This window comes from Scopulibacillus darangshiensis (assembly GCF_004341035.1).
Lineage (GTDB): Bacteria > Bacillota > Bacilli > Bacillales > Sporolactobacillaceae > Scopulibacillus > Scopulibacillus darangshiensis.
Genome location: NZ_SLXK01000033.1, coordinates 22,897 through 45,818, shown reverse-complemented (window position 1 = coordinate 45,818; position 22,922 = coordinate 22,897). Strand labels below are relative to the sequence as shown.

The following is a 22,922-nucleotide window of genomic DNA, read 5'->3' as shown; positions in this document are numbered from 1 at the left end:
AAGGACAATTTGGCATAAATGGAAGGGATAGATGTAGGACACAAATACACAAATGTGTGCGTTTTTAAAGTGTCTACTTGACAGGGGCATGTTCACCCGAGGAAGACGCAGTCACCGCTCATAAGGACGCAGTCCCGCATCCCAAGACGCAATGCGCCGCGAAAACGACGCAGAACTCCCCGAGGAAGACGCAGTCACCGCCCACGAAGACGCAGACCCGCATCCCAAGACGCAATGCGCCGCGAAAACGACGCAGAACTCCCCGAGGAAGACGCAGTCATCGCTCATAAGGACGCAGTCCCTATGTCCAAGACGCAATCCCCGGTGAAAAGGACGCAGAACTCCCCGAGGAAGACGCAGTCACCGCTCATAAGGACGCAGTCCCCATGTCCAAGACGCAATCCCCGGCGAAAAGGACGCAGAATTCTCCGAAAAGGACGCAGTCATCGCTCATAAGGACGCAGTCCCCATGTCCAAGACGCAATGCACCGCGAAAACGACGCAGAACTCCCCGAGGAAGACGCAGTCACCGCTCATAAGGACGCAGTCCCCATGTCCAAGACGCAATCCCCGGCGAAAAGGACGCAGAACTCCCCGAGGAAGACGCAGTCACCGCTCAGGAGGACGCAGTCCCCATGTCCAAGACGCAATCCCCGGCGAAAAGGACGCAGAATTCTCCGAAAAGGACGCAGTCATCGCTCATAAGGACGCAGTCCCCATGTTCAAGACGCAATCCCCGGCGAAAAAGACGCAGTCATCGCTCATAAGGACGCAGTCCCCATGTCCAAGACGCAATCCTCGGTGAAAAGGACGCAGAATTCTCCGAAAAGGACGCAGTCACCACCCACGAAGACGCAGACCCATATCCCAAGACGCAATGCGCTGCAAAAAAGCCGCCATCCCCAATTAAATGGGAAGGGCGGCCAGTATATACAAAATCCTAAAATTTTAAGCTCCGATGTGCTGTTCTCCGTCTACGGATGTGTACACACCCGAATCTAATTCTTTGGTAACCTTACTTGTAAGCAGTCCTGCGGTCATGCTTCCGCTGACATTCAAGGTGGTTCGGCCCATATCAATGAGCGGTTCAATTGAGACGAGCAATCCCACTAGTGCGACGGGCAGGTTCATTGTTGATAAAACAATCAACGCTGCGAAGGTTGCGCCGCCGCCGACACCTGCGACACCTAATGAACTCAGAGCGACGACAACGATCAATGTTAGAATAAATGACGGTGTTAACGGATCGATTCCCGCTGTTGGTGCTGCCATAACAGCAAGCATGGCCGGGTAGATGCCGGCGCAGCCGTTTTGGCCAACCGATAATCCGAACGATCCTGCGAAGTTCGCAATCCCCTCAGGAACACCAAATTTCTTTGTTTGTGTACTTATGTTTAACGGTAAGGTACCTGCGCTAGATCGGGATGTGAAGGCGAATGATAACGTCGGCAATGCCTTCTTAACATAAGTCAGCGCACTTAAGCCTGTTCCTTTAATGATAAGTAAATGAACAATGAACATAACGATTAAGGCAACATAAGAGGCAATCACAAATTTGCCCAATTGCCAGATAGCATGGAGATCACTTGTCGCCCCGATCTTTGCCATTAAGGCCAAGATACCAAATGGCGTTAATCGCAGGATCAATGTTACGACTCTCATAACAACGGCGTAGACCGCATCAATCATCTTAGTAAAAGTCTCCGCTTGTTCGGGCTGCTTTCGCCTGACGCCGAGAAAGGCAACCCCCAGGATAACGGCAAAAATAACAACAGCAATAGTCGAGGTCGGGCGAGCACCAGTGAGGTCTAAGAATGGGTTGCCTGGAAGCAATTCCAAAATCTTTTGCGGCGCCGTCATATCCTTGATGTCGTTCAGCGATTGATCAACATCTTTAATTCGCAGCATCTCGGCATCACCCTTGTGCAGATCAATACCGTCTAGATTGAACAAGAATGCAGAACTAATACCGATGGCCGCAGCAATAGCCGTTGTGACAAGAAGCGTCCCGATCACCAATCCGCCAACTTTGCCCAAATTTTTCGACAGCTTTGTTTTTATAAATGCTGTTAGAATTGAAATGAATACGAGCGGCATCACAATCATCTGCAATAATTTCACATAGCCATAACCGACAAGATTAAACCAATCGGTGGAATGGCTGATAATATCAGATGTCGGACCGTAAATCAATTGCAGAATAAGCCCGAAGACAAGACCGATGCCTAATGCGGAAAAGACACGTTTAGAAAAAGAAATGTGCTTTTTTTGCATGACATATAAAGCAATGATAAATAAGAGCAAAATAACAATGTTTAATATAACTAATAGTGTCAACATTTTCTTCTCTCCCTTCGTTTTATAAAATATATTTTAACTATTCCTATGTGTCAAGTAGGAATTTGGTGAATTAATGCAGTGAACAGAATTTTTTGTAATCTTAGCCGGCTAAGGTTCATCATATGCTATTCTTATTAATGCCGAAATATTCCAACCGTTTAAAGCTTAAGCCAAAGTCATTCCTTTTTTCAAACAGCATATTTTTTATAAATTTATTTTGTACATCGGCCCAAGGTTCCTGCCCTTTTTGCTCCATCCGGGGCATTTAATTTTTGTTAGGAACAAGCTATAATAGTGTCATGCTATGACAGGATGTGAAAAATAAATGGCCAACAGGTTGACAAAACTTGACGAAGAAAAAGTGTTTAAAGACCCCGTTCATCGCTACATCCATGTCAAAGACGGCTTGATTTGGGAGCTGATTGGCACGGCGGAGTTTCAGCGGCTGAGGCGAATTAAGCAGCTTGGAACAACGTACCTGACCTTTCACGGGGCCGAGCACAGCAGGTTTGGCCATTCGCTCGGGGTTTATGAAATTACCAGAAGAATCATTGATGTCTTTGACGATCATCCTCATTGGGATCCTGATGAGCGGCTGCTTTGTTTGTGTTCGGCACTCTTGCATGATGTCGGCCATGGGCCATTCTCGCATTCCTTTGAAAAGGTTTTTGACACCGATCATGAGCTGTTCACCCGTGATATTATTTTGGGAGACACCGAAATAAATGCGGTTTTGAAGAAGGTAGATCCAGCCTTTCCGAAAAAGGTCGCTGAAGTGATTGGCAAAACCTATGAAAATAAACTCGTTGTCAGTCTCATTTCCAGCCAAATTGATGCTGATCGGATGGATTATTTGCTAAGGGATGCTTATTTTACAGGAGTCAGCTACGGCCAATTTGATTTGGAGCGGATCTGGCGGGTCATGAGGCCAAGGGATGACCAAGTTGTTATAAAACACAGCGGGATGCATGCCGTCGAGGATTATATTATGAGCCGCTATCAAATGTACTGGCAGGTCTATTTTCATCCTGTTACGAGAAGCGCGGAAGTTATTTTATCCAAGATTTTACATAGAGCGAAAGCATTGTATAAAGCGGGCTACAACTTTGAACATCAGCCGCTTCCGCTCCTCCCATTATTCAATGGGAAGCTCTCATTAGAAGATTTTCTTAGGCTTGATGAAGCGGTTTTTCTCTTCTATTTCCAAATATGGCAGCAGGAAGATGATGCTATTCTAAGTGATTTATGCAGTCGTTTTGTTAATCGCCGTCTGTTCAAATACATAGAATTCAGCCCGAATACGAATTTCAATCTTTACTCCGACTTGCGCGAGGCTTTTAAGGACGCGGATATTGACCCGGAGTATTATCTTTCCGTAGACTCATCTTCGGATTTGCCGTATGACTTTTACCGTCCCGGAGAAGAGGAGGAGCGGCTGCCGATTCATTTGCTCATGCCCGGCGGAGGCTTGAGGGAGTTGTCGAGGGAGTCGGCTGTTGTTGAGGCGATTTCAGGAAAAAAGCGAACAGACCACAAGCTTTATTTTCCAAAGGATTTTATTACAGATTTGTCCATAAACAAAGCTGCAAAGGAAAAAATCAGGAAGCTGTTAAAATTTGAAGGAGGAAGCGGCCATGCTTGAAGATCATGCCAAACTCGTATCTTTGTTTAAGCAGGCAGGCGTTGTTGTCGGCAGAAAGAAGCTGCAAAAGATCATTTATATATTAAAAAAGATGGATATGCCTTTTCAGGAAAAATATCATTTTCATTTTTACGGGCCTTATTCTGAAGAATTAACATTAAGAGTTGAAGAGCTTTGCAATCTTGGTTTTATTAATGAAGTGAAGGAGGACAAGGGGGGCTATCACCAATACCGCTATACTCTGACTGGAGACGGTGAGACCTTCTTGTCCCATTTTGACGTTATTTTGCCTGAATGCGATTCGCTCATTACCGATTTGAATGAGCAGAATTCAAAATTTCTCGAGCTCGTTTCAACGATTCTTTACTTTGATGATTTAACGAAGGATGACATCATAGCTAAAGTCCAAGTTGTTAAAAAGAAACAGAATTACAGTGAAGAGGACATTCTTCAGGCTTTTAGATATATTGAGACATTGCAACAGGCAAAACAAGTTAATTAACGAAAAATAGAAGCACGAACATCAATGGCATTTACTGTGCACAAGATTAGCTTACAGTGATGCCATTTTTGTATATAAGAATAGGGGGAAAATAGAAGATGTTCACATTTGAAATCGATAATGAAATAGAACTGAAACTGCTGGAAAGGGATGATGCAAAACCCCTGTTTGCATTGGTTGACAAGGATAGGGCCTATTTGCGCGAATGGCTGCCATGGGTCGATAAGTCGACATCAGAAGAAGGCTACCATCCCATTATCGACAGCTGGCTAAAGCAATTCATGGATCATGATGGTTTTCAGGCTGGCATTTAAGTTAGTGGTATAAAGTGGATTTGACAATCATTTAATATGCACTTATACTTAAACGCACAAAAGCATAAAAGTATAAAAGTGATGAGGTATACGAAGTAGCATGTCGCAGGATCAGCAACAAGAGACTTAGTGGTTGGTGAAAACTAAGGATGCGCGTTATGTGAATTACATATACTGAACTGGAGTGTTCCCGGCCAAACCGTTATCTGCTAGAGTGAATCATGAGTGAGATGTGATTAATTTTGGGTGGTACCGCGACAAAGTTCGTCCCGATCGATTAGGATCGGGGCTTTTTTAGTTTTAGAAGCTTCTTAGAAGGGGAGAACATCATGAAGAAAATGCCAAAGGTTTGGTCTGTTGCATTGTTAATGGTTATATTGCTTGGGGTGCTGATGACATGTTTAATTTTTCTGAAAGTACAGCCGCATATTCCATTAATCGGATGTACAGTCATTTTAGTTTTGTTTGCGTTAATGCATGGGGCACGCTGGCTTGATATAGAAGGTGGATTGGTTGAAGGGATCCATAAAGGGCTCAAGCCAATTATGATTTTGGCTTTGGTCGGGGTTGTCATCGGGGTTTGGATGGCAAGCGGAACGGTACCGTATCTTGTTTTCATTGGTTTTGAACTCATCAATCCAAAGTGGTTCTTAGTTACCGCACTCATTTCGACAATGATCGTCTCAACATTCACCGGAAGCTCTTTTACAACGATCGGTACGGTTGGGGCAGCTCTTATGGGGATCGGTATGGGGTTTGGAATTGATCCCGCTGTATGTGCCGGGGCAGTGATATGCGGCGCATGCTTTGGTGATAAGATGAGCCCGTTGTCTGACACAACGAATTTCTCGCCGGCCGTAGCAGGTGTTGATATATTTACCCACATTCGTCATATGATGTGGACGACGGTTCCAGCGGTTCTGGTAACGTTTATTATCTTCGTATTTTTAGGCCGAAATACCGCAGCTGACGTCTCAATGGCGGATATTACGGCGGCCAAACATGCACTTGAGAGCAGTTTTAATCTCAGCTGGCTTGTGATGGTGTCACCGCTTATAGTTGTAATCATGGCTTTCCTTAAGAAACCGATCATTCCCGTTCTTATTACGGGGATTGTGACGGGAGCAATTACGGCGCTCTTCATGCAGAATGGCATGACCGTTTCATCTCTAATTAAAACAATGCAAAACGGTTTTCATTTGAAAACAAGCAATGATCTCGTCTCGAACATCGTCAATCGGGGCGGCCTGCAATCGATGATGTCATCGATTTCGTTAATCTTTATTGCTTTAGGTTTCGGTGGTATTGCGCAAAAGGTCGGTTTGATTGATATCATGATTCAATGCGTTATCAAAAAGATTCACAGGAAAGGACACTATGTGACAGCCGCGGCATTATCGTCAATCGGCGTCAATATTATGACCGGTGAACAATATTTATCGATCCTTCTGCCGGGACAGGCTTACCAGAAAGTATTTGACAAAAAGGCGATACCGAGAAAAACGTTGTCACGTACACTAGAAGATGGCGGAACGCTCGTTAACCCGCTCATTCCTTGGGGGGTAAGCGGAGCATTCTTCACCCAGGCCCTTGGCGTTCATGTCACTGAATACTTGCCTTTTGTCTTTTTCTTATATCTCTCACCGTTGTTCACGATTGCAATGGCCTACTTGCCAAAGCTGAGAAACGTCACGCTAAACCATCAATTGGAAAAGGTATCCTAGTTAAAATGAAAGGGGCCAGGCCCGGGACTAAAGCCCCAGGTCTGGCCCCTTAAAATTAATTATAATAAAGATATTTACAGAAATGAGGGGATATCATGAAAGTAACAGTCGTAGGTGCCGGTGCACTCGGAGGCTATTTTGGTTTAAGGCTTCTTGAGGCGGGTAATGATGTTAACTTTTTGGTTAGGGAAAGACGTGGCGGGCAATTAGAAGAAGAAGGCCTTGGTCTAATAAGTCCATATGGAGACTATAAGGCCGATCATTTGCAAATTTATACTAATGCAGACCAAATCAAAGAATGTGACCTCGTCTTTTTGTCAGTGAAGGGTTACCATTTGCAGGGTGTTTTGCCGCAACTGAAAATTTTAGCTGCCAAAGGAGCGTATATCCTGCCGGTTTTAAATGGTATTGAGCACCTCTCTATTCTGCAAGAAGCCTGCGGCGAAGATAAAGTGCTTGGCGGGCTAGCCTTTATCATTGCCACACTTGATGATAAAGGGCATGTTTGTCACACGAGCAGTCAGCATGATTTTATTATCGGCGGGCTTGATGAGAAGCAAAGGGCAGTCTGTGATCGTCTTGCAAAGGCTGCAGAGCAGGCCAACATTAACGTAGCTGTCAGCGCAACGATTTTAACTGAGCTTTGGAAAAAGTATACATTCATTACTGCCTTCTCGGGTATAACAACAGCGAGCCGTTTGACGATCGGGCCTATTCGGGAAAACGAGGCCCTCACAAATTTGAGCATCGAGGTTTTACAAGAAATGACCCAGCTTGCCAAAGCTTATCATGTTGATTTGACGGATATCATGCCTCAAGCAGGGGCGGAGCAGATTAAATCCTTCCCTGATGAGGCAACATCCTCCATGCATCAGGACTTCCGCAAAGGCCTGCCTTTAGAAGTGGATCACTTGCTAGGCGGGGCATTGCGCCTGGCAAATAAGCGCAGCCTTAAGATCCCGCATATCGAAACCATCCATGCCCTGCTAAAGCCTTATGAGCATGGCCGTCAAGAAAGGACTGCTATAGATATTTAAAGTCAAATTAGCGAAGGAGAAGGGACCTGCTTGGGCCGTCACCTGAGCAGGCCTTTTCCTTTTTGATAAAAGCGGTCCATGCCGCCTTCGGGCACAAGGTTTCCCCCTGTTGACCAGGCGATATGGGCAGATTTGCCCATTTTATCATCTAAACGGTGTTTTTTTATAAAGCTTGCGCCGGCAAGTTTTGCCGGTCCCATGAGTCCTGCTGCGGCGGACGGTTCAACACGAATCCCTTCAGAATCAGCGAGTATCGCCAGAAGCTTATATAGGTCATCATCCTCAATCGTGAAAATACCACTTATGAGATGACGGCTGATTTCTGATGCAAAGCTTGATGGCCGGCCGACAGCAAGGCCATCCGCTTCCGTGCGATTATCAATGCCAAAGTCTTGAACGGATACCTTATCTTCTTCGCCGGTCATTAACCCAATCAAGACTGACGGTGAATGGGTGGGTTCAACAAAAATACAATAGACATAATCACCAAAGATTTGCTTTAGCCCAAATGCAATTCCCCCTGGAGAACCGCCAACACCGCATGGCAGATAGACAAATAGCGGGTGGTCGCGGTCAACCTTAACGCCTTGTCCCAAAAGCTGTTCCTTAAGGCGTAAAGCGGCGACACTATATCCGAGGAACAGGTCTTTTGAATGCTCATCATCAATAAAGTAGCCATTTGGGTCTTCCAATGTCTGCTTTCTTCCTTCAGTAATTGCTTCGCTAAAGTCTCCATTATATTCATAAACGTTAACGCCTTTACTGCGAAGAAGCTCCTTCTTCCATTGTTTTGCATCACCGGACATATGGACGTTAACATTGAATCCCAACTTCGCACTGATCGTGCCAATGCTTAAGGCAAGGTTGCCGGTTGATCCGACACCGATTGAATACTGGCTGAAAAAGGATGTGAAAGCTGGATCAGTAAAGATCTCATAGTTATCATCCTTCTTTAACAAGCCGTTCGCAATCGCGAGATCTTCCGCATGCTTTAAAACCTCATAAACCCCGCCGCGAGCCTTAATGGAGCCTGCTACAGGCAGTTCATTATCACATTTTAAATAAAGATTCCCTTGGAAAGGCTCATTGTAATAATCCTTAAGCCTTTTCTTCATATGGGGGATATGGCGTAAAGGAGATTCAATTAATCCTTTAGCCGCTTTTGTTTCAGGAAAGGCTTTTTCAAAAAACGGGGCAAAGCGCTTCCAGCGTTTATCCGCCTCGATAATGTCCTCACGTGTTACTGGCAATGGCGGAACTTCCTTCATTGGCAGCTGTTTGCCATTCGTCCAAAAGACAGGATGTAAATCCATAATGTTTTTTAAAAGAGGGAATTCAGCTTGCCATTCCGTTAGCGATTTCCCATGTACGTTTTGTTTCAAAAAAATACCTCCTTTAAAAACAGCTAATCTTTGTTTTCCCCATCCAGATCATGATTACACATTTTCAGGCGATAGACCGGATAGACCTGCTCAAGAAGAGGGGACTTCTTTTATGCACTTTAGCATATAATATGCAGTTTTTCATAATGGTGTAAGCAGAAAGTCAGGTTTTGCAAAGTGGGATCAGACTCATCTAGCACTATAAAAAGGTTATGATTTAAAGCAAAACAATGCTTTCAGTAAGTTGTATCGAGAAAATTGAATGGTTTTATAAAGTTGGCATTGTCCTTGCATTAAGTTTCAATGGTAGCCTAAAAAGTTGAGAGGTGATGTAGGGATGAATAGCTAAGGGGGGTCATTCATGAGTTTATGCTGTCAATTAAAAAGTGCGGTTATAATTATCCGAATATTATGAAATAATATTTGCAAAAGGAGAGATGATAGTGTCGGAAAAAAACACGCTTAAGCGCTCATTGGGACTTTGGGCAATAGTTGGATTGGGATTGGGCTATATGACTCCGACGGTTGTATTCGATACGTTTGGCATTGTTTCAGAAGAAACAAATGGCGTTGTTCCGCTTGCTTACCTTGCTGCACTGGTAGTGATGCTGTTTACGGCCATAAGTTACGGAAAGATGGTGAATGTTTTTCCTAGTGCGGGTTCAGCTTATACGTATACAAGGGAAACCATGAATCCATACCTGGGATTTATGGTCGGCTGGGCGGCGCTTCTCGATTACTTGCTTCTCCCAATGGTCAATGCTTTAATCATACGGATTTACATGGTGTCTATATTCCCGGATGCTCCCGCTTGGATTTGGGTTGTCGGTTATGTCGTCATCATCACTGCTATTAACTTATGGAGCATGAATTCAACTTCCAACTTGAATTCGCTGCTTGTTATTTTTGAAATTGTCTTGATCGCAGTTTTTCTTGTATTGGCTTTTGTTAAATTCACCCAAGGCATGGGGCAGGGGACCATCTTGACCACGGAACCGCTTTTTCATTCGAATGTCCATTTTTCTGCCATTTTAACAGGTGCCACTGTGGTATGCTTCTCATTTATTGGGTTTGATGCGGTGACAATGTACACTGAAGAAGCTGTTGACCAAAAGACGATGCCGAGAGCAATTATCCTGACAGCTCTTATTGGCGGATGCATTTTCTTTATAGCTAGTTATTTCGCACAGGCTTTGTTTCCTGATGTATCACATTTTAAAATGACCGATGATACACTCCCTGAAATAGGATTGTATGTCGGCGGAACGGTTTTTAAACTTATTTTCATCGCAGGCGCTTTTGCAGCTACGGTCGCTTCGGGGCTGGCATCTCATGCAAGTGTATCTCGCTTGTTATATGTCATGGGACGTAATGGGGTCCTTCCGAGAAAATTCTTCGGCTACATCCATCCGCGCTTTCGGACGCCAGCCTTTAATGTCGTACTTGTCGGAGTGGTTTCGCTGCTCGCCATTTCTCCTAGCCTCGAATTGATTTCTTCAGTCATCAACTTTGGCGCATTAATCGCCTTTACATTTGTGAACTTATCGGTTATTGCTCATTTTGTGTTCCGAAAGAAAAGGTATAAAACAACAAAGGATCTTTTTTCTTACTTAATAATGCCACTAATAGGAGCTGGTTTGACAGGGATTTTGTGGTACAACTTGCAAGGTGATGCACTCATTGGCGGCCTTGTATGGAGTGCGGTTGGATTTATCTATATGCTTTTTCTAACAAAATTCTTTCGAACCAAAATATCTCATTTCGAATTTGAAAAAGCCGATGTACCAACTGAATTGAATGGGTAATGAAAGGTTTACTAAAAAAAGGAGAAGGGAACAAAGGTTCGTTTTTACTATTTAAAAAATGGAGAATTGTGTTATCATAAAAGTCACAGCGACTTCTTAGACATTAAGCGGCAGTAGGATCCCCCAAGGGAAAGGGGGTGTGACTTACGCCATGACGGCTTATGAAACGTTAATCCTTATGATCAGCTTTGGATCTCTCATCGTTATCCTTATGAAGGACAATAGAAAAAAGTAACCCCCGTCCAACACCAAGTCGGACAAGGGTTACGTAACTCGCATTGCTCCTTAAGAAGCGCTGTAAATCAGCCATGGCGTGCCAGCGCTCTGGCTGTATTTTTATTATTTTCCCATACATTAAATTATATCATATTCAATTCCCTGAACAACAGTGCGAAGTATATCACTTCCCATTTCTCTAGGGAATTTTGTATGATAAAAATAGCATATGGTAAACTATGACGAGGAGGGGTTAACGTGGATATTTTTGAAAACAACAAGAAAGGTTCGGGTTTTAATATCCTTGGCGGGGACTCGACATCCGGTCACGGCGGCTATGGTGTCGGTGTAATTAATCTTGATAATATATCTCCGATCATTGTGGACCCTGAAGAAGGGGAAGCGTTTGTCGATATGGGAGCGCTTCATGCAAGAAGCCAAGTGGAAAGAAGAATTCGTTTCAAACCGGATAAGGCCAATGTGGAAGGTGGAGGCAAGCTATATTGGCTTGTTTGGCTAAACACTGAGCGAGGCACTGACGGACCATTCTACTCAGGTGCCGGTGCGGCAGACATGATTATCAATCGTGAAATTCGCCGGGGCTATAAGGTTCTTCCCGATCATGTGAATAAAATGGATAAGGCATTAAAAGGAAAAGTTGAAGTGGGACATATGGATGATAAATCCAAGGGAATTCTGCGTGGCTTTCTGAAAAGTCACGATGAAGGAATGTGGGAGCGTGCCAATGAGGAATTGAAAAGGCAGCTTGACGAATAAAAAGCTAGGCGCAAAAAATATGAATGAATTATGAATCTTTTGTGACTATTTTTTGATCAACTTGTGTCATGCTCTAAAAAAATTTAAAATAATATTAAACACACATGTATTACTAGGATAAGGCAAATGCCCCGGGAAGCGGCCCGGGGCGTTTGTTGTGTTTTCTTGAGGGTTCAAGCAGAAATGGCACGTGCCCCACTCGGAGCCCCGGCTTCTAATCAAATAAATTCAGGAGCCTGTTAAAGAAGCCGCCTTTGTCTTTGCTGTTGTCCTTATGCTGATCTTTTTTGTGGCTATGCTCGCCTTTGTGTTTGTCGCAGTATTCTTGAGGCTCGGTGCCTTTTAAATAATATGTCATTCTGGCGTTTGGGCACGCCTTAGTTGCAAGCTTTCCGGTATCAGGGTCAACGAGCACGCCGACGACGCCTTTTGGCGGCTTGAAACCATTCTTCGGTGCGCCTTCTAAGGCTGCCTCCATAAAGTGGGTCCAAATCAGCTTGGAATACCCTGTCTCAGGATAGGTGCTTAATGATTTACCTTTGTCATAACCGATCCATACTGCCGAAACAAGCTTAGGTGTGAAGCCGACCATCCAGCTGTCTGCGGCAGTTGAGCCTGTTTTTGCCGCCATTTTATGCGTGAGCATCTTGCTTACCGTAGAGCCAGTTACTTTAGAGTAATCATTTAGCTTAGAATCAAAGACCCCGGTCATCAACTGTGACAGGACAAATGTTGTCGGTTTGTCCAGCACCTGCTTTTTCTTCGGCTCCCACTCGTAGATGACCTCACCTTTTTGGTTCACAATCTTTGATATATAATGCGGTGTGACCCTTGCACCGCCGTTGGCAATCGCGGAATAGCCCCTCGCCATCTCCGCCACGCTGACGGGCTTTGTTCCCAATGCCAGCGATGGGATTTTACCAAGCGGACTAGTAATCCCGACCTTTTTGGCTGTTTTAACCAACTTGTCCATCCCAATTGAAAGATGGGTTTTCACAGCATAAATGTTGTCGGACAATGCCAGTGCCTGGGCAAGTGTAATAGGTCCATAGGCGTAGTAGCCGCCGAAGTTGCTCGGTGAATATTTTTCCTTACCGTCATCAAAGCGAAAAGTTGTCGGTTCACTTTTGAGAGCGGTGGAAGGCGTGAAGCCATTGCGAAGCGCCGCATAATATAAAAAGGGCTTAAACGACGAACCAGGTGAGCGCTTTGCTTGAACCGCACGGTTATAAGAGCTTTTTTTATAATTGCGTCCGCCGATCATCGCTTCCACAGCACCGCTTTTTGGATTCATCGCAACCATTGCTGTTTGAATGTCTGACTTCGGATCAATAACTTGCTTGACCCAATACTCCGCCTTTTTCTGCATATCGGAATGGAGTGTCGTATACACTTTCAGCCCTCCGGTTGCCAGAGTCTTTTCATCTATATGCAGCTTATGCTTCAGAACATATTCCACGGTATCTTGGAAATAAGGTGCTACCCTTTTTGGCGTTTTATGTTTTTTCACAAGATGGATGGGTTGTTCAAAGGCGTTGTCAGCCTGCTGCTTCGTAATATAGCCGCTTGACACCATCGAATTTAGAACAATGCGCTGGCGGTGCTTTGCCTTGTCAAAGTCATTATATGGCGAATAATAGCTTGGACCTTTTGGCACGCCGGCAAGCATGCTCGCTTCAGCAAGTGACAAATCATCGGCATCTTTATTAAAATAGTACTTGGAGGCTGCTTCAATGCCGTATGCACCACGTCCGTAATAGATAGTATTAAGATAGCCTTCTAAAATCTCGTCTTTTGAATAATTCATTTCGAGTCTCATCGTATAAAATGCCTCGGCTAGCTTTCTGGTCCATGTCTTATCATTGGTAAGAAAGAGATTCCGGGCGTATTGCATTGTAATTGTACTTGCGCCTTGTTCCTTTGACATTGACTTGATATCGGCAACGACAGCTCCGGCCAAACGGCGCAGATCAAAACCATGATGCTTATAAAATCGTTTGTCCTCTACGGCAACCGTCGCTTGTTTCAGCGGGTCAGCGATATCATCCAGCTTGACCCAATAGCGGTTTTGGTTCTGATGTTCCATTTTCCCGATTTGATGACCATCCGCATCATAGAATCTTGTTGTTTGCGGGACTTTCACGGGCGGCGGCCCCTGAATTTTTGCAAATACCCATAGACTTAAGATAAAGAAGGCCATCAGCAGCAAAAATAATAGAGACAGCTTTAGAAGCAAACGTACGACTTTTCCTTTCTTTTGGTATCGCGTTGCCGGATCCATGGGCACACCCCCCTCAGTTTTATCTATCATTAGTATGGTGAATTTGTGTCTCTTCTAAACATAATTTCAGTCAATCGGCAGGCAAATTTGCCTCTTGCATTTTCAAAGTATTCCACTATACTTTTTTTGTATGTATTTATTATTGTTAAAGTCTCACAAAAGTCTTGGTTTAAATCATATAATCGAAAGAGATACTTGTTTTAACAGGGCGTTTGGAATGACTGCCCCTAGCCAACCGGCGTTATAGAAAGGATGTTAGAAATGGATTTATGGTATACAGAAAAACAAACTGATCATTTTGGTATAACAGCGAAAATAAAACGTTCATTACATACAGAACAGACACCGTTTCAAAAGCTGGACATGCTTGAGACAGAGGAATTCGGCAATATGCTGACGCTTGATGGCATGGTCATGACAACGGAACGCGATGAATTTGTCTATCACGAAATGGTTGCTCATGTCCCTCTGTTCACTCACCCAAATCCGAAGCATGTGCTCGTTGTCGGCGGCGGTGACGGCGGGGTTTTAAGGGAAATTATTAAGCACCCAAGTGTCGAAAAGGCAACGCTCGTTGAAATTGATGGGAAGGTTATAGAGTACTCGAAAAAATATTTGCCTACCATCGCATCAGCTTTTGATGATGACAGGGTTGAGGTGATTGTTGGCGATGGTTTCATGCATATCGCCGAAAGCCGTGATGCTTATGATGTTATTATGGTTGATTCGACTGAACCAGTCGGGCCTGCTGTGAAGCTTTTTGAAAAAGGCTTCTATGAGGGAATCTCAAAGGCTTTGAAAGAGGATGGCTTATTCATTGCCCAAACCGACAACCCGTGGTTTAAATCCGATTTGATCGCAAAGGTTTACAAGGATGTTAAAGAAATTTTCCCTGTGACAAGTCTGTATACAGCTAATGTCCCAACTTACCCAAGCGGTCTCTGGACCTTCACAATCGGCTCGAAAAAATACGATCCGCTTGCAGTGGCTGAAGAACGCTTCCACCCGATCGATACGAAGTATTATACAAAGGAATTGCACAAGGCATCGTTTGCTCTTCCGAAATTTGTTTCTGATATTATTAAATAAGGGAAGGGTGAAAGTGGATGACATTTGATGAAGCTTACTCAGGTAAAGTCTTTATCATGAGCAGAAAGGATTATGATGCTGCAGATGTTGTGATCTACGGGATGCCGATGGATTATACCGTCAGCTTCCGGCCCGGCTCACGGTTTGGTCCGAATCGGATTCGCGAAGCCTCAATCGGCCTTGAGGAATATTCACCGTATATGGACAAGCATTTGGAAGAAGTCAATTATGTTGATGTCGGCGATATGCTCTTCCCATTTGGCAATGCGGGCAAAAGTCTTGATATTATCGAAAAATATATCGATAAGCTGCTTGCGGACGGCAAGTTTCCGCTCGGCCTTGGCGGGGAACATCTCGTTACATGGCCTGTCATAAAGGCCATGCACAAGAAGTATCCAGACATGGCTCTCATTCATATTGATGCTCATGCTGATCTCCGTGAGCAGTACGAAGGTGAAGTGCTGTCACATTCTACACCTGTCCGGAAAGCCTGTGATCTAATCGGCCCTGAAAATGTCTATTCTTTCGGGATACGTTCAGGCATGCGTGAGGAATTTGAGTTTGCAAAACAGTCAGGCATGACAATGGAAAAGTTCAATGTTGCCGAGCCGCTGAAAAAGCATTTACCGAAGCTTGCCGGCAGACATGTCTACGTGACCATTGATATCGATGTGCTTGATCCTGCCTTTGCACCTGGCACAGGTACAGCTGAAGCCGGCGGCATTACATCTAAGGAGCTGCTCGAAGCTATTATGCAGATTGCCAAAGCGGATTTAAAAGTTATTGGTGCGGATCTTGTTGAAGTCGCTCCGGCTTATGACCCGACTGAACAAACATCTATTGCAGCAAGTAAATTTATAAGAGAAATCCTCTTGGGCTGGACGACGTAAAAAAAGGGGTTAAAAAAGGGGTCTGACCCCTCGGGGTCAGACCCCTAAAAAAACAAAGGTGATTAATATGCAAGACGTGATGATACATTTCCAAAGCAGAATGATTTATAAAGAGGATCAAAGTGTGGAAGAGCAGAAGGCAACGTTCCAGGGGCAGGCTGCAATCAAGAATGGGTCTTTATTCTTGCGTTATCAAGAGGTCATGGAGGAGCTTGGCGAGGTAAGCCATACGATTAAGATCATGGGTGACCAGGCCACGATCTTGCGTCAGGGGCCGATAACAATGAGGCAGCCTTTGGAACAGGGTGCCAGAACAGAAGGGACCTACCGAAGTCCATACGGCCGAATGGCAACAACGACGAAAACGAATGTGCTTCGCAGCTCTTGGAACCCGGAAATCCCGTCAGGCAGCATTTACATAGAATATGAATTAGCGATGCAAGGTCAAGAGGTCGGGCTTTGTCAACTAACGTATAATTTAACAGGAGGTTTATCATGACAGTTGTTGAAAAGGTCAAACAGCATTTAAAAAGAGAAATAGCACATGCGGTCGTTAAAGCAAATATAGCTCGGGAGTCGGAACTGCCTGAAGTCATTTTAGAGTTGCCCAAGGATAAAGCCCACGGTGACTTTGCAACAAATATGGCGATGCAGCTTGCAAGGATCGCCAAAAAGGCTCCGAGGCAAATCGCTGAAGAAATGGTCAAACATATTGACCGGGAGAAAGCCCATATTAAAGACATTGAGATTGCAGGTCCGGGCTTCATTAACTTTTTTCTAGATAACAGTTATTTAACCGACCTCATTCCAATGATTCTGAGTGATGCTGATGGGTATGGCGCTACGCAATATGGCAGCGGCAGGAAGGTGCAGATTGAGTTCGTTTCCGCAAACCCGACTGGCAGCCTCCACCTTGGGCATGCACGGGGTGCGGCAGTTGGCGATACGCTGATCCGCATTCTTAACAAAGCCGGCTACAACGCGAGTCCGGAATATTACATTAACGATGCAGGTAATCAGATAGATAATTTGGCACGGTCGATCGAGGCGAGATACTTTCAGGCATTAGGTATTGACAAGGAAATGCCGGCAGACGGCTACCAAGGCAAAGATATCATTGCTTTAGGCCAGCAGCTTGCAGGTGAACATGGTGAGGCTCTGACTCAAAAGGATAGTGATGAACGCATTACATTCTTCAGGAATCTGGGTGTCAATCAATTGATTGAGAAGATTAAAACGGATTTAAGCGATTTCCGCGTCACATTTGATGAATGGTTTTCCGAAACATCATTGTATAAATCCGGTGAAATTGATAAGGTACTGGAAAAGCTTAAAGGAAACGGCCATACCTATGAGAAAGAGGGAGCGCTCTGGTTTGCTTCAACTAAGTTCGGTGATGACAAAGATCGTGTGCTGATCAAAAGCGACGGTTCTTATACGTACCTCACACCAGATATCGCCTACCATTTAAATAAGCTTGAGCGCGGCTTCGACCAATTGATCAATATATGGGGTGCGGATCACCACGGTTACATCCCTAGAATGAAAGCAGCGATCGAAGCGCTGGGATTTGAACGGGACCGCCTGGAAGTTCAGATTATCCAATTGGTTAATCTGTTTAAAGACGGTGAGAAGGTTAAGATGAGCAAGCGGACAGGCAAGGCTGTGACACTCCGTGAGCTAATGGAGGAAGTCGGCGTTGATGCCATGAGGTATTTCTTTGCGATGCGCTCTTCCGACAGTCACCTTGACTTTGATATTGACCTGGCAGTGTCACACTCGAATGAAAATCCCGTCTACTATGTACAATACGCCCATGCACGGATTTGCAGCATGTTAAGGCGGGCGGGGGATTATGATACTCAGTCTAGCGATAATCTCGATTTCAGCACGATTCAGACTGAAAAAGAGATTGATCTGCTTAAGAAAATAGGAGAGTTCCCGGAAGCTGTTGCAGATGCTGCGGATAGACTTGCCGTTCAACGTGTGACAACTTACGTTTTCGAACTCGCATCCACCTTGCACAGCTTCTATAATGCGGAAAAAGTGCTTGATGAGACGAATCTGGAATTAAGCAAGGCCCGCGTCGCATTGATGAAGTCTGTTAAGGCGACCTTGAAAAACGCTTTGACACTAATCGGTGTTTCTGCACCGGAAAAAATGTAATGAGTAGCCAAAACCTCTGTCCCTCTTTTGGGATAGAGGTTTTTTTGTATGGTACGCACCCTTTTTGATGACAATAAGAATAGAAGGGGGGCAGGTTATGAAAGTTATACTTCTCGCCGTATTAACTGGATTAATTGTGGGGTTTATCTTTTCTTTGTTAAGATTGCCCATACCAGCACCGCCTGCTTTCCCTGGAATCGCAGGGATTGTCGGGATCTATCTTGGATTCAAATTATACAATTGGATCGCTCAGTGGTTATTTGGATAAAAATTTTAGTTTGTTTGGAGGGAATGGTGTGGCCTGCTTTGAAACAAACTCAGGGGTTAAACTTTTTTACGAAAAATCCGGTGAAGGGCGGCCGATCATATTTGTCCATCCCCCATTGATGGGCCATGTGGTCTTTCGTTACCAACAAGAGTTAAGCCGCGGCCATCAGGTTATCTTTTATGATTGCCGGGGCCACGGGCAAAGTACATATAACAAGCCGGAAGATGTGATTGAAACACATGTGGCTGATCTCCGGGAATTGATCTTACATTTAAAATTGGAAAAACCGATTGTTGCTGGATATTCAAACGGCGGAGAAATAGCGCTGTCATACGCTCTCGCCTATCCAAACGACATTGGCGCCCTCATCCTATCCGGGGGCTACCCAAAAGTATCAACCTGGGTGTTACAACAGGAATACAATGCAGGGATATGGCTGATGAAGCGGGACATGAAGGGATTCTTAAGCGGTGTCCTTGCCAAAACCCATAAAGTAACCGAAAGCGATGAGCGATTGCTTTATGATTACATGCTAAAAGCACGTACAGAAGCCGTTCTCGAACTTTACGAAGCAGGAAAAGCTTTTGATGTGCTGGCTGATTTGGCCAAAATCAAGGAGCTGCCAACTTTGGTTTTGTACGGTACAAAATCAAATTATATTAATAAATATTGTAAAATATTTGAGGCGCATCTTCCCAAGGCCCAAATTGCTTTCATCGATGGCGGGACACACCAGCTGCCAACGCGTTATCATAAGCCATTCAACAGCGTTATCACCGAGTTTTTAAAGGGACCAGGCCCTGGACTTTAGCCCAGGGCCTGGCCCAAATTCTATAACAGCGGTGAAAACATCGAGGACAATGGAGTCTTTACCTTCTCAAACCAGGATCGATTATTTAGATCCTTTAATGTCATTTCTGTAGATCGGTTCTCCAAATCAAGTCTGACCATCTCTTTAACTTTCTGCGTAAAAATCGGATCCTCAATAAAGCCGCTGAGCTCGTCATTCCAAAACAAACTCCGCTTGTCAAAATTGGCGGTGCCAATGTAGCAGCTGCTATCATCAATAATGAATGCCTTGGCGTGATAAAAGCCTTCATAAAAGTGAAAGAGGCGGCAGCCTTTTTCAAGCAGAGGTTTTAAATATTTATAGGAAGCCGGTTTCACAAGAGGATGATCCTTTTTCATCGGAAGCAAAATGGTGATTTTTACGCCGGCATCCAGTCGGTTAAGAAGGGCTTCTTGGAGCCGTTCACTTGGGATAAAATACGGCGAGCCGATGATTAATGTTTTGTTAGCCTTATTAATATGATCTATGAAAGGCTGTTCCAAGTGCTTGCCGTTGGTTGACACCAATGTCATGTCGAAGCTGCCTGTTGTTGCCGAAGGAAATAAGCCATCCTGTTGAATATTTTCCTTCGTCGCACGCTTCCAGTCATTCAAAAATTGCTCTTGAAGCGTGTGGACATTTTCCCCAATCAGCCTCAAATGATAATCGCGCCAAACACCTAGTTCAGCTTTCTTACCCAAATATTCATCACCAACATTGTACCCGCCGAAATAACCGATTGTCCCGTCAATGACAGTGATTTTTCTATGATTGCGCCGGTTAAGGTGATAAAAATAGAAGGGGAAAGAGGGCTTTGCTGTCCAAGCAAAGTGCACGCCCGCAGCCTCTAATTTCTGGATCTCCTTTTTCGGAAGCTCGCGGCTTCCGACGGCATCAACAAGAAGCCGAACCGTCACACCTGACTGAGCCTTTTCCTTAAGAAGCTTAAGGAAGGCTTTCCCTAATTGGTCATCTCTGAATATAAAAAATAAGATGTGAACATGATTCTTGGCCTGCTGGATATCCTCCTTTAAAGCTTTAAAAAAAGGCCGGCCATCCATAAAACATTCCATATCGCTTCTGCCAGTCTTAGGTTCAAAGACTGGTATACTTTGGTGTTTCGTTTTATAACCAAAATAGAGATCAAGAAGGCCCCCTATAATAAGTACGAACAGCAATATAACGATAATCATTATTATCCAAAAAATAACCATGCCTATAGTACCCCTTTCGGAAACATACCTGCAAATTAGCTTGCCCAAAAATATTCAATTTAGCAAGTTGGACACTCAAGAAAAATTTTAAAAATTCACCCGACTGAATGCTCACTCATTTTCAAATTGTGTTATAATTAAAAACAGAAAATTAATCCCATTCAGAAATGTAATGGCTTTCAAAGATTTTAGAGAGGAGTGGAATAATGAATCCTTTACTTTTAATTAACTGGCTGGCATTTTTGGCTGTAACCGCTTACGGCATTTATTTATTTTATCATGTGGTGAGAACCCGGTATGAATTTATCAAATTGGGCAAAAAAGCTGATTGGGATCAAACGGTTAAAGAAAGATTGCAAAATGTATGGATCAATGTCTTCGGACAAAAGAAGCTGTTAAAGGACAAGAAAAGCGGCGCAATTCACGTCATGATGTTTTATGGCTTCCTTCTTGTGCAATTTGGTGCAATTGATCTGATTTGGAAGGGGCTCGCACCCGGATCACACTTGCCCCTGGGGCCAGTCTACCCGATTTTTAAATTTTTCCAAGAGATTGTTACCTTTATGATACTCGTAGCTGTTGTCTGGTCTTTCTACCGCAGATATGTAGAAAAGCTTGTCCGGCTGAAACGGGGATTTAAAGCGGGGCTTGTGCTTATTTTTATAGGCGGACTGATGTTATCCGTTCTCGTTGCCAACGGTATGGAGATCATTTATCAGCATGCCGATTATTCAGGCTGGGAACCGCTGGCAAGTATTGTAGCCTTTATTTTTCAGTGGCTGCCTGATGGCGGCGCCCATGCGATTTTCTATGTCGCTTGGTGGGCTCACCTATTGTTTTTACTGACATTCCTTGTGTATGTCCCACAATCTAAGCATGCACACTTAATTTTTGGTCCGACCAACGTCTACTTGGGGCGTACACATGAGGTTGGCCGTTTGAAACCCATTGATTTTGAAGACGAATCGGCGGAAACATTTGGTGTGAACAGCATCGAGGAGTTCACACAAAAGCAGTTGGTTGATTTGTACGCTTGTGTAGAATGCGGACGCTGCACCAATATGTGCCCGGCAACAGGGACGGGTAAAATGCTGTCACCGATGGATTTGATCATAAAATTGAGAGATCATTTGACAGAACATGGCGCTGCGGTTACGTCCAGAACACCTTGGATGCCTGCGTTTGCATTCTCCAATACGGCAGCCAACCAAATCGCATTCAATGCTGCGGGGCAAGGCCAGAAGGAATCAGCGGCGGCTGGAGCACCGGCAAGTGAAATCATCGGCAACGTTATAACCGAAGAAGAGCTTTGGGCTTGTACAACTTGCCGAAATTGTGAAGATCAATGTCCGGTTATGAATGAACATGTCGATAAGATCATCGATTTGCGCCGGTATCTTGTTCTTACAGAAGGGAAAATGGATCAAGATGCGCAAAGAGCGATAACAAATATAGAGCGCCAAGGCAACCCTTGGGGACTTAATCGCAAAGAGCGTGAAATTTGGCGTGACGGCCGCGATGATATCGAAGTTAAGACGGTTAAGGAAATGGAAAAAGCGGATGAATCTTTTGAATACCTGTTCTGGGTCGGTTCCATGGGCTCATATGACAACCGGAGCCAAAAAATAGCCCAGTCTCTTGCCAAGGTGATGAATGAGGCAGGTGTGAGTTTCGCGATTTTGGGCAACAAGGAAAAGAACTCCGGTGATACACCGCGGAGAATTGGCAATGAATTCTTATTCCAGGAGCTTGCTCAAAAGAACATTGACACCTTCAATAAGCATGGCATTAAGAAGATTATTACAGCTGATCCGCATGCTTACAATACATTCAAAAATGAATATCCCGAATTCGGCTTGGAGGGTGTGGAGGTTTACCACCATACCGAGCTGATCTATCGATGGATTCAGGAAGGCAAGATAAAGCCGACATATGAGGTTAAAGAACGGATTACGTACCATGATTCATGTTATCTCGGCCGTTACAATACGGTATACGATCCGCCGAGGGAAATTCTTAAGTCGATTCCTGGTGTGGAACTGATCGAAATGGAGAGGAATCGGGAAACCGGCATGTGCTGCGGCGCCGGCGGCGGTATGATGTGGATGGAAGAGCGGACCGGCAACAGGATGAACGTAGCCAGGACCGAACAGGCCTTGGCTGTCAATCCAACAATCATCAGCAGTGGATGCCCTTACTGCCTAACAATGATGAGCGATGGCACGAAGGCAAAAGAGGTAGAGGATACCGTTAATACTTTTGATATCGCTGAGCTTGTTGAAAGGTCGATTACAGCGCCAAACGAAGAAAAGGCGAGCTAACTAAAGCGGTGCCAGAAAAATAAGTCTGGCACCATTATACCGACATAAAACCGAGCGAGCGTTCAATCAAAACAGGGGTCTGACCCCTTGGGGTCAGACCCCTTAAAAACAAAAGGGGGAGAATC

Annotated in this window: 19 protein-coding genes and 1 other annotated feature; of the genes, 15 read left to right on the top strand and 4 right to left on the bottom strand. The window is 44.5% G+C overall.

Going from position 1 to position 22,922, the window contains the following annotated elements; translation table 11 throughout:
• Positions 1-948: 948 nt before the first annotated feature.
• Positions 949-2,340 carry an L-cystine transporter gene (locus EV207_RS17555; RefSeq protein WP_132747456.1) on the bottom strand — a complete coding sequence of 464 codons (1,392 nt, stop codon included), beginning with the start codon at positions 2,338-2,340 and terminating at the stop codon, positions 949-951.
• Positions 2,341-2,665: 325 nt separating this feature from the next.
• Between EV207_RS17555 and EV207_RS17550 the strand changes: the two genes are divergently transcribed.
• The 5 genes from EV207_RS17550 (at position 2,666) to EV207_RS17530 (ending at position 7,559) form a co-directional block, all read left to right on the top strand.
• Positions 2,666-3,982 (top strand): HD domain-containing protein, encoded by a 1,317-nt coding sequence (locus EV207_RS17550; protein WP_132747455.1) that lies wholly within the window; start codon positions 2,666-2,668, stop codon positions 3,980-3,982.
• The gene (locus tag EV207_RS17545; RefSeq protein WP_132747454.1) at positions 3,975-4,484 is read left to right on the top strand and encodes a YwgA family protein; all 510 of its coding nucleotides are present in this window, start codon (positions 3,975-3,977) and stop codon (positions 4,482-4,484) included. The genes EV207_RS17550 and EV207_RS17545 overlap by 8 nt, the downstream gene beginning before the upstream one ends.
• A 98-nt stretch (positions 4,485-4,582) precedes the next feature.
• A complete protein-coding gene (locus EV207_RS17540) occupies positions 4,583-4,798 on the top strand; it encodes a hypothetical protein (protein ID WP_132747453.1) in 216 nt (71 codons plus the stop codon).
• A 72-nt stretch (positions 4,799-4,870) separates the two neighbouring features.
• Positions 4,871-5,073 (top strand) — a binding site (T-box leader).
• Positions 5,074-5,127: 54 nt separating this feature from the next.
• Complete coding sequence (nhaC, locus tag EV207_RS17535; protein WP_132747452.1) at positions 5,128-6,522, top strand: Na+/H+ antiporter NhaC; 1,395 nt, start codon at positions 5,128-5,130, stop codon at positions 6,520-6,522.
• A gap of 95 nt (positions 6,523-6,617) precedes the next feature.
• Complete coding sequence (locus EV207_RS17530; protein ID WP_132747451.1) at positions 6,618-7,559, top strand: ketopantoate reductase family protein; 942 nt, start codon at positions 6,618-6,620, stop codon at positions 7,557-7,559.
• A 38-nt stretch (positions 7,560-7,597) separates the two neighbouring features.
• Here EV207_RS17530 and EV207_RS17525 read toward each other — a convergent pair whose 3' ends face one another.
• Positions 7,598-8,941: a D-serine ammonia-lyase gene (locus tag EV207_RS17525; RefSeq protein ID WP_424511383.1), complete on the bottom strand. Its 1,344-nt coding sequence runs from the start codon at positions 8,939-8,941 to the stop codon at positions 7,598-7,600.
• A gap of 437 nt (positions 8,942-9,378) precedes the next feature.
• Between EV207_RS17525 and EV207_RS17520 the strand changes: the two genes are divergently transcribed.
• The 3 genes from EV207_RS17520 (at position 9,379) to EV207_RS17515 (ending at position 11,739) form a co-directional block, all read left to right on the top strand.
• Positions 9,379-10,746, top strand: coding sequence for an APC family permease (locus EV207_RS17520; RefSeq protein WP_132747449.1), 1,368 nt, complete (start codon positions 9,379-9,381; stop codon positions 10,744-10,746).
• A gap of 151 nt (positions 10,747-10,897) precedes the next feature.
• Positions 10,898-10,981, top strand: a complete 84-nt coding sequence (locus tag EV207_RS23960) for a putative holin-like toxin (protein WP_424511384.1) — start codon at positions 10,898-10,900, stop codon at positions 10,979-10,981.
• A 239-nt stretch (positions 10,982-11,220) separates the two neighbouring features.
• Positions 11,221-11,739, top strand: coding sequence for a YwhD family protein (locus EV207_RS17515; RefSeq protein ID WP_132747448.1), 519 nt, complete (start codon positions 11,221-11,223; stop codon positions 11,737-11,739).
• A gap of 214 nt (positions 11,740-11,953) precedes the next feature.
• On the opposite strand, the gene EV207_RS17510 is transcribed toward EV207_RS17515, so the two are convergent.
• Positions 11,954-14,020, bottom strand: coding sequence for a transglycosylase domain-containing protein (locus EV207_RS17510; protein WP_132747447.1), 2,067 nt, complete (start codon positions 14,018-14,020; stop codon positions 11,954-11,956).
• Between the two features lie 261 nt (positions 14,021-14,281).
• Here EV207_RS17510 and speE point away from each other — a divergent pair, with 261 nt between their 5' ends.
• The 6 genes from speE (at position 14,282) to EV207_RS17480 (ending at position 19,244) form a co-directional block, all read left to right on the top strand.
• A complete protein-coding gene (speE, locus tag EV207_RS17505; RefSeq protein WP_132747446.1) occupies positions 14,282-15,109 on the top strand; it encodes a polyamine aminopropyltransferase in 828 nt (275 codons plus the stop codon).
• Positions 15,110-15,126: 17 nt separating this feature from the next.
• A complete protein-coding gene (gene speB, locus EV207_RS17500) occupies positions 15,127-15,999 on the top strand; it encodes an agmatinase (protein WP_132747445.1) in 873 nt (290 codons plus the stop codon).
• Between the two features lie 67 nt (positions 16,000-16,066).
• Positions 16,067-16,498 carry a YwiB family protein gene (locus tag EV207_RS17495; protein ID WP_132747444.1) on the top strand — a complete coding sequence of 144 codons (432 nt, stop codon included), beginning with the start codon at positions 16,067-16,069 and terminating at the stop codon, positions 16,496-16,498.
• Complete coding sequence (argS, locus tag EV207_RS17490; RefSeq protein ID WP_132747443.1) at positions 16,495-18,165, top strand: arginine--tRNA ligase; 1,671 nt, start codon at positions 16,495-16,497, stop codon at positions 18,163-18,165. Before EV207_RS17495 ends, argS begins: the two co-directional genes overlap by 4 nt.
• A 97-nt stretch (positions 18,166-18,262) precedes the next feature.
• On the top strand, positions 18,263-18,433 hold the full coding sequence (locus EV207_RS17485) for a XapX domain-containing protein (protein ID WP_132747442.1): 171 nt from the start codon (positions 18,263-18,265) through the stop codon (positions 18,431-18,433).
• Positions 18,434-18,461: 28 nt separating this feature from the next.
• Positions 18,462-19,244, top strand: a complete 783-nt coding sequence (locus EV207_RS17480; protein WP_132747441.1) for an alpha/beta fold hydrolase — start codon at positions 18,462-18,464, stop codon at positions 19,242-19,244.
• Positions 19,245-19,264: 20 nt separating this feature from the next.
• Here the strand turns inward: EV207_RS17480 and cls are convergent, their stop codons facing one another.
• The gene (gene cls / locus EV207_RS17475) at positions 19,265-20,476 is read right to left on the bottom strand and encodes a cardiolipin synthase (RefSeq protein WP_132747440.1); all 1,212 of its coding nucleotides are present in this window, start codon (positions 20,474-20,476) and stop codon (positions 19,265-19,267) included.
• A 206-nt stretch (positions 20,477-20,682) separates the two neighbouring features.
• On the opposite strand from cls, the gene EV207_RS17470 reads away from it, so the two are divergent.
• Positions 20,683-22,797, top strand: a complete 2,115-nt coding sequence (locus EV207_RS17470; protein WP_132747439.1) for a (Fe-S)-binding protein — start codon at positions 20,683-20,685, stop codon at positions 22,795-22,797.
• Positions 22,798-22,922 lie beyond the last annotated feature (125 nt).

What these genes read in the sequence shown, in the direction of transcription:
- EV207_RS17555 (WP_132747456.1), bottom strand. Translation starts at nt 2,340, where the DNA reads ATGTTGACACTATTAGTTATATTAAACATTGTTATTTTGCTCTTATTT.
- EV207_RS17550 (WP_132747455.1), top strand. Translation starts at nt 2,666, where the DNA reads ATGGCCAACAGGTTGACAAAACTTGACGAAGAAAAAGTGTTTAAAGAC.
- EV207_RS17545 (WP_132747454.1), top strand. Translation starts at nt 3,975, where the DNA reads ATGCTTGAAGATCATGCCAAACTCGTATCTTTGTTTAAGCAGGCAGGC.
- EV207_RS17540 (WP_132747453.1), top strand. Translation starts at nt 4,583, where the DNA reads ATGTTCACATTTGAAATCGATAATGAAATAGAACTGAAACTGCTGGAA.
- nhaC (WP_132747452.1), top strand. Translation starts at nt 5,128, where the DNA reads ATGAAGAAAATGCCAAAGGTTTGGTCTGTTGCATTGTTAATGGTTATA.
- EV207_RS17530 (WP_132747451.1), top strand. Translation starts at nt 6,618, where the DNA reads ATGAAAGTAACAGTCGTAGGTGCCGGTGCACTCGGAGGCTATTTTGGT.
- EV207_RS17520 (WP_132747449.1), top strand. Translation starts at nt 9,379, where the DNA reads ATGATAGTGTCGGAAAAAAACACGCTTAAGCGCTCATTGGGACTTTGG.
- EV207_RS23960 (WP_424511384.1), top strand. Translation starts at nt 10,898, where the DNA reads ATGACGGCTTATGAAACGTTAATCCTTATGATCAGCTTTGGATCTCTC.
- EV207_RS17510 (WP_132747447.1), bottom strand. Translation starts at nt 14,020, where the DNA reads ATGGATCCGGCAACGCGATACCAAAAGAAAGGAAAAGTCGTACGTTTG.
- speE (WP_132747446.1), top strand. Translation starts at nt 14,282, where the DNA reads ATGGATTTATGGTATACAGAAAAACAAACTGATCATTTTGGTATAACA.
- speB (WP_132747445.1), top strand. Translation starts at nt 15,127, where the DNA reads ATGACATTTGATGAAGCTTACTCAGGTAAAGTCTTTATCATGAGCAGA.
- EV207_RS17495 (WP_132747444.1), top strand. Translation starts at nt 16,067, where the DNA reads ATGCAAGACGTGATGATACATTTCCAAAGCAGAATGATTTATAAAGAG.
- argS (WP_132747443.1), top strand. Translation starts at nt 16,495, where the DNA reads ATGACAGTTGTTGAAAAGGTCAAACAGCATTTAAAAAGAGAAATAGCA.
- EV207_RS17485 (WP_132747442.1), top strand. Translation starts at nt 18,263, where the DNA reads ATGAAAGTTATACTTCTCGCCGTATTAACTGGATTAATTGTGGGGTTT.
- cls (WP_132747440.1), bottom strand. Translation starts at nt 20,476, where the DNA reads ATGGTTATTTTTTGGATAATAATGATTATCGTTATATTGCTGTTCGTA.
- EV207_RS17470 (WP_132747439.1), top strand. Translation starts at nt 20,683, where the DNA reads ATGAATCCTTTACTTTTAATTAACTGGCTGGCATTTTTGGCTGTAACC.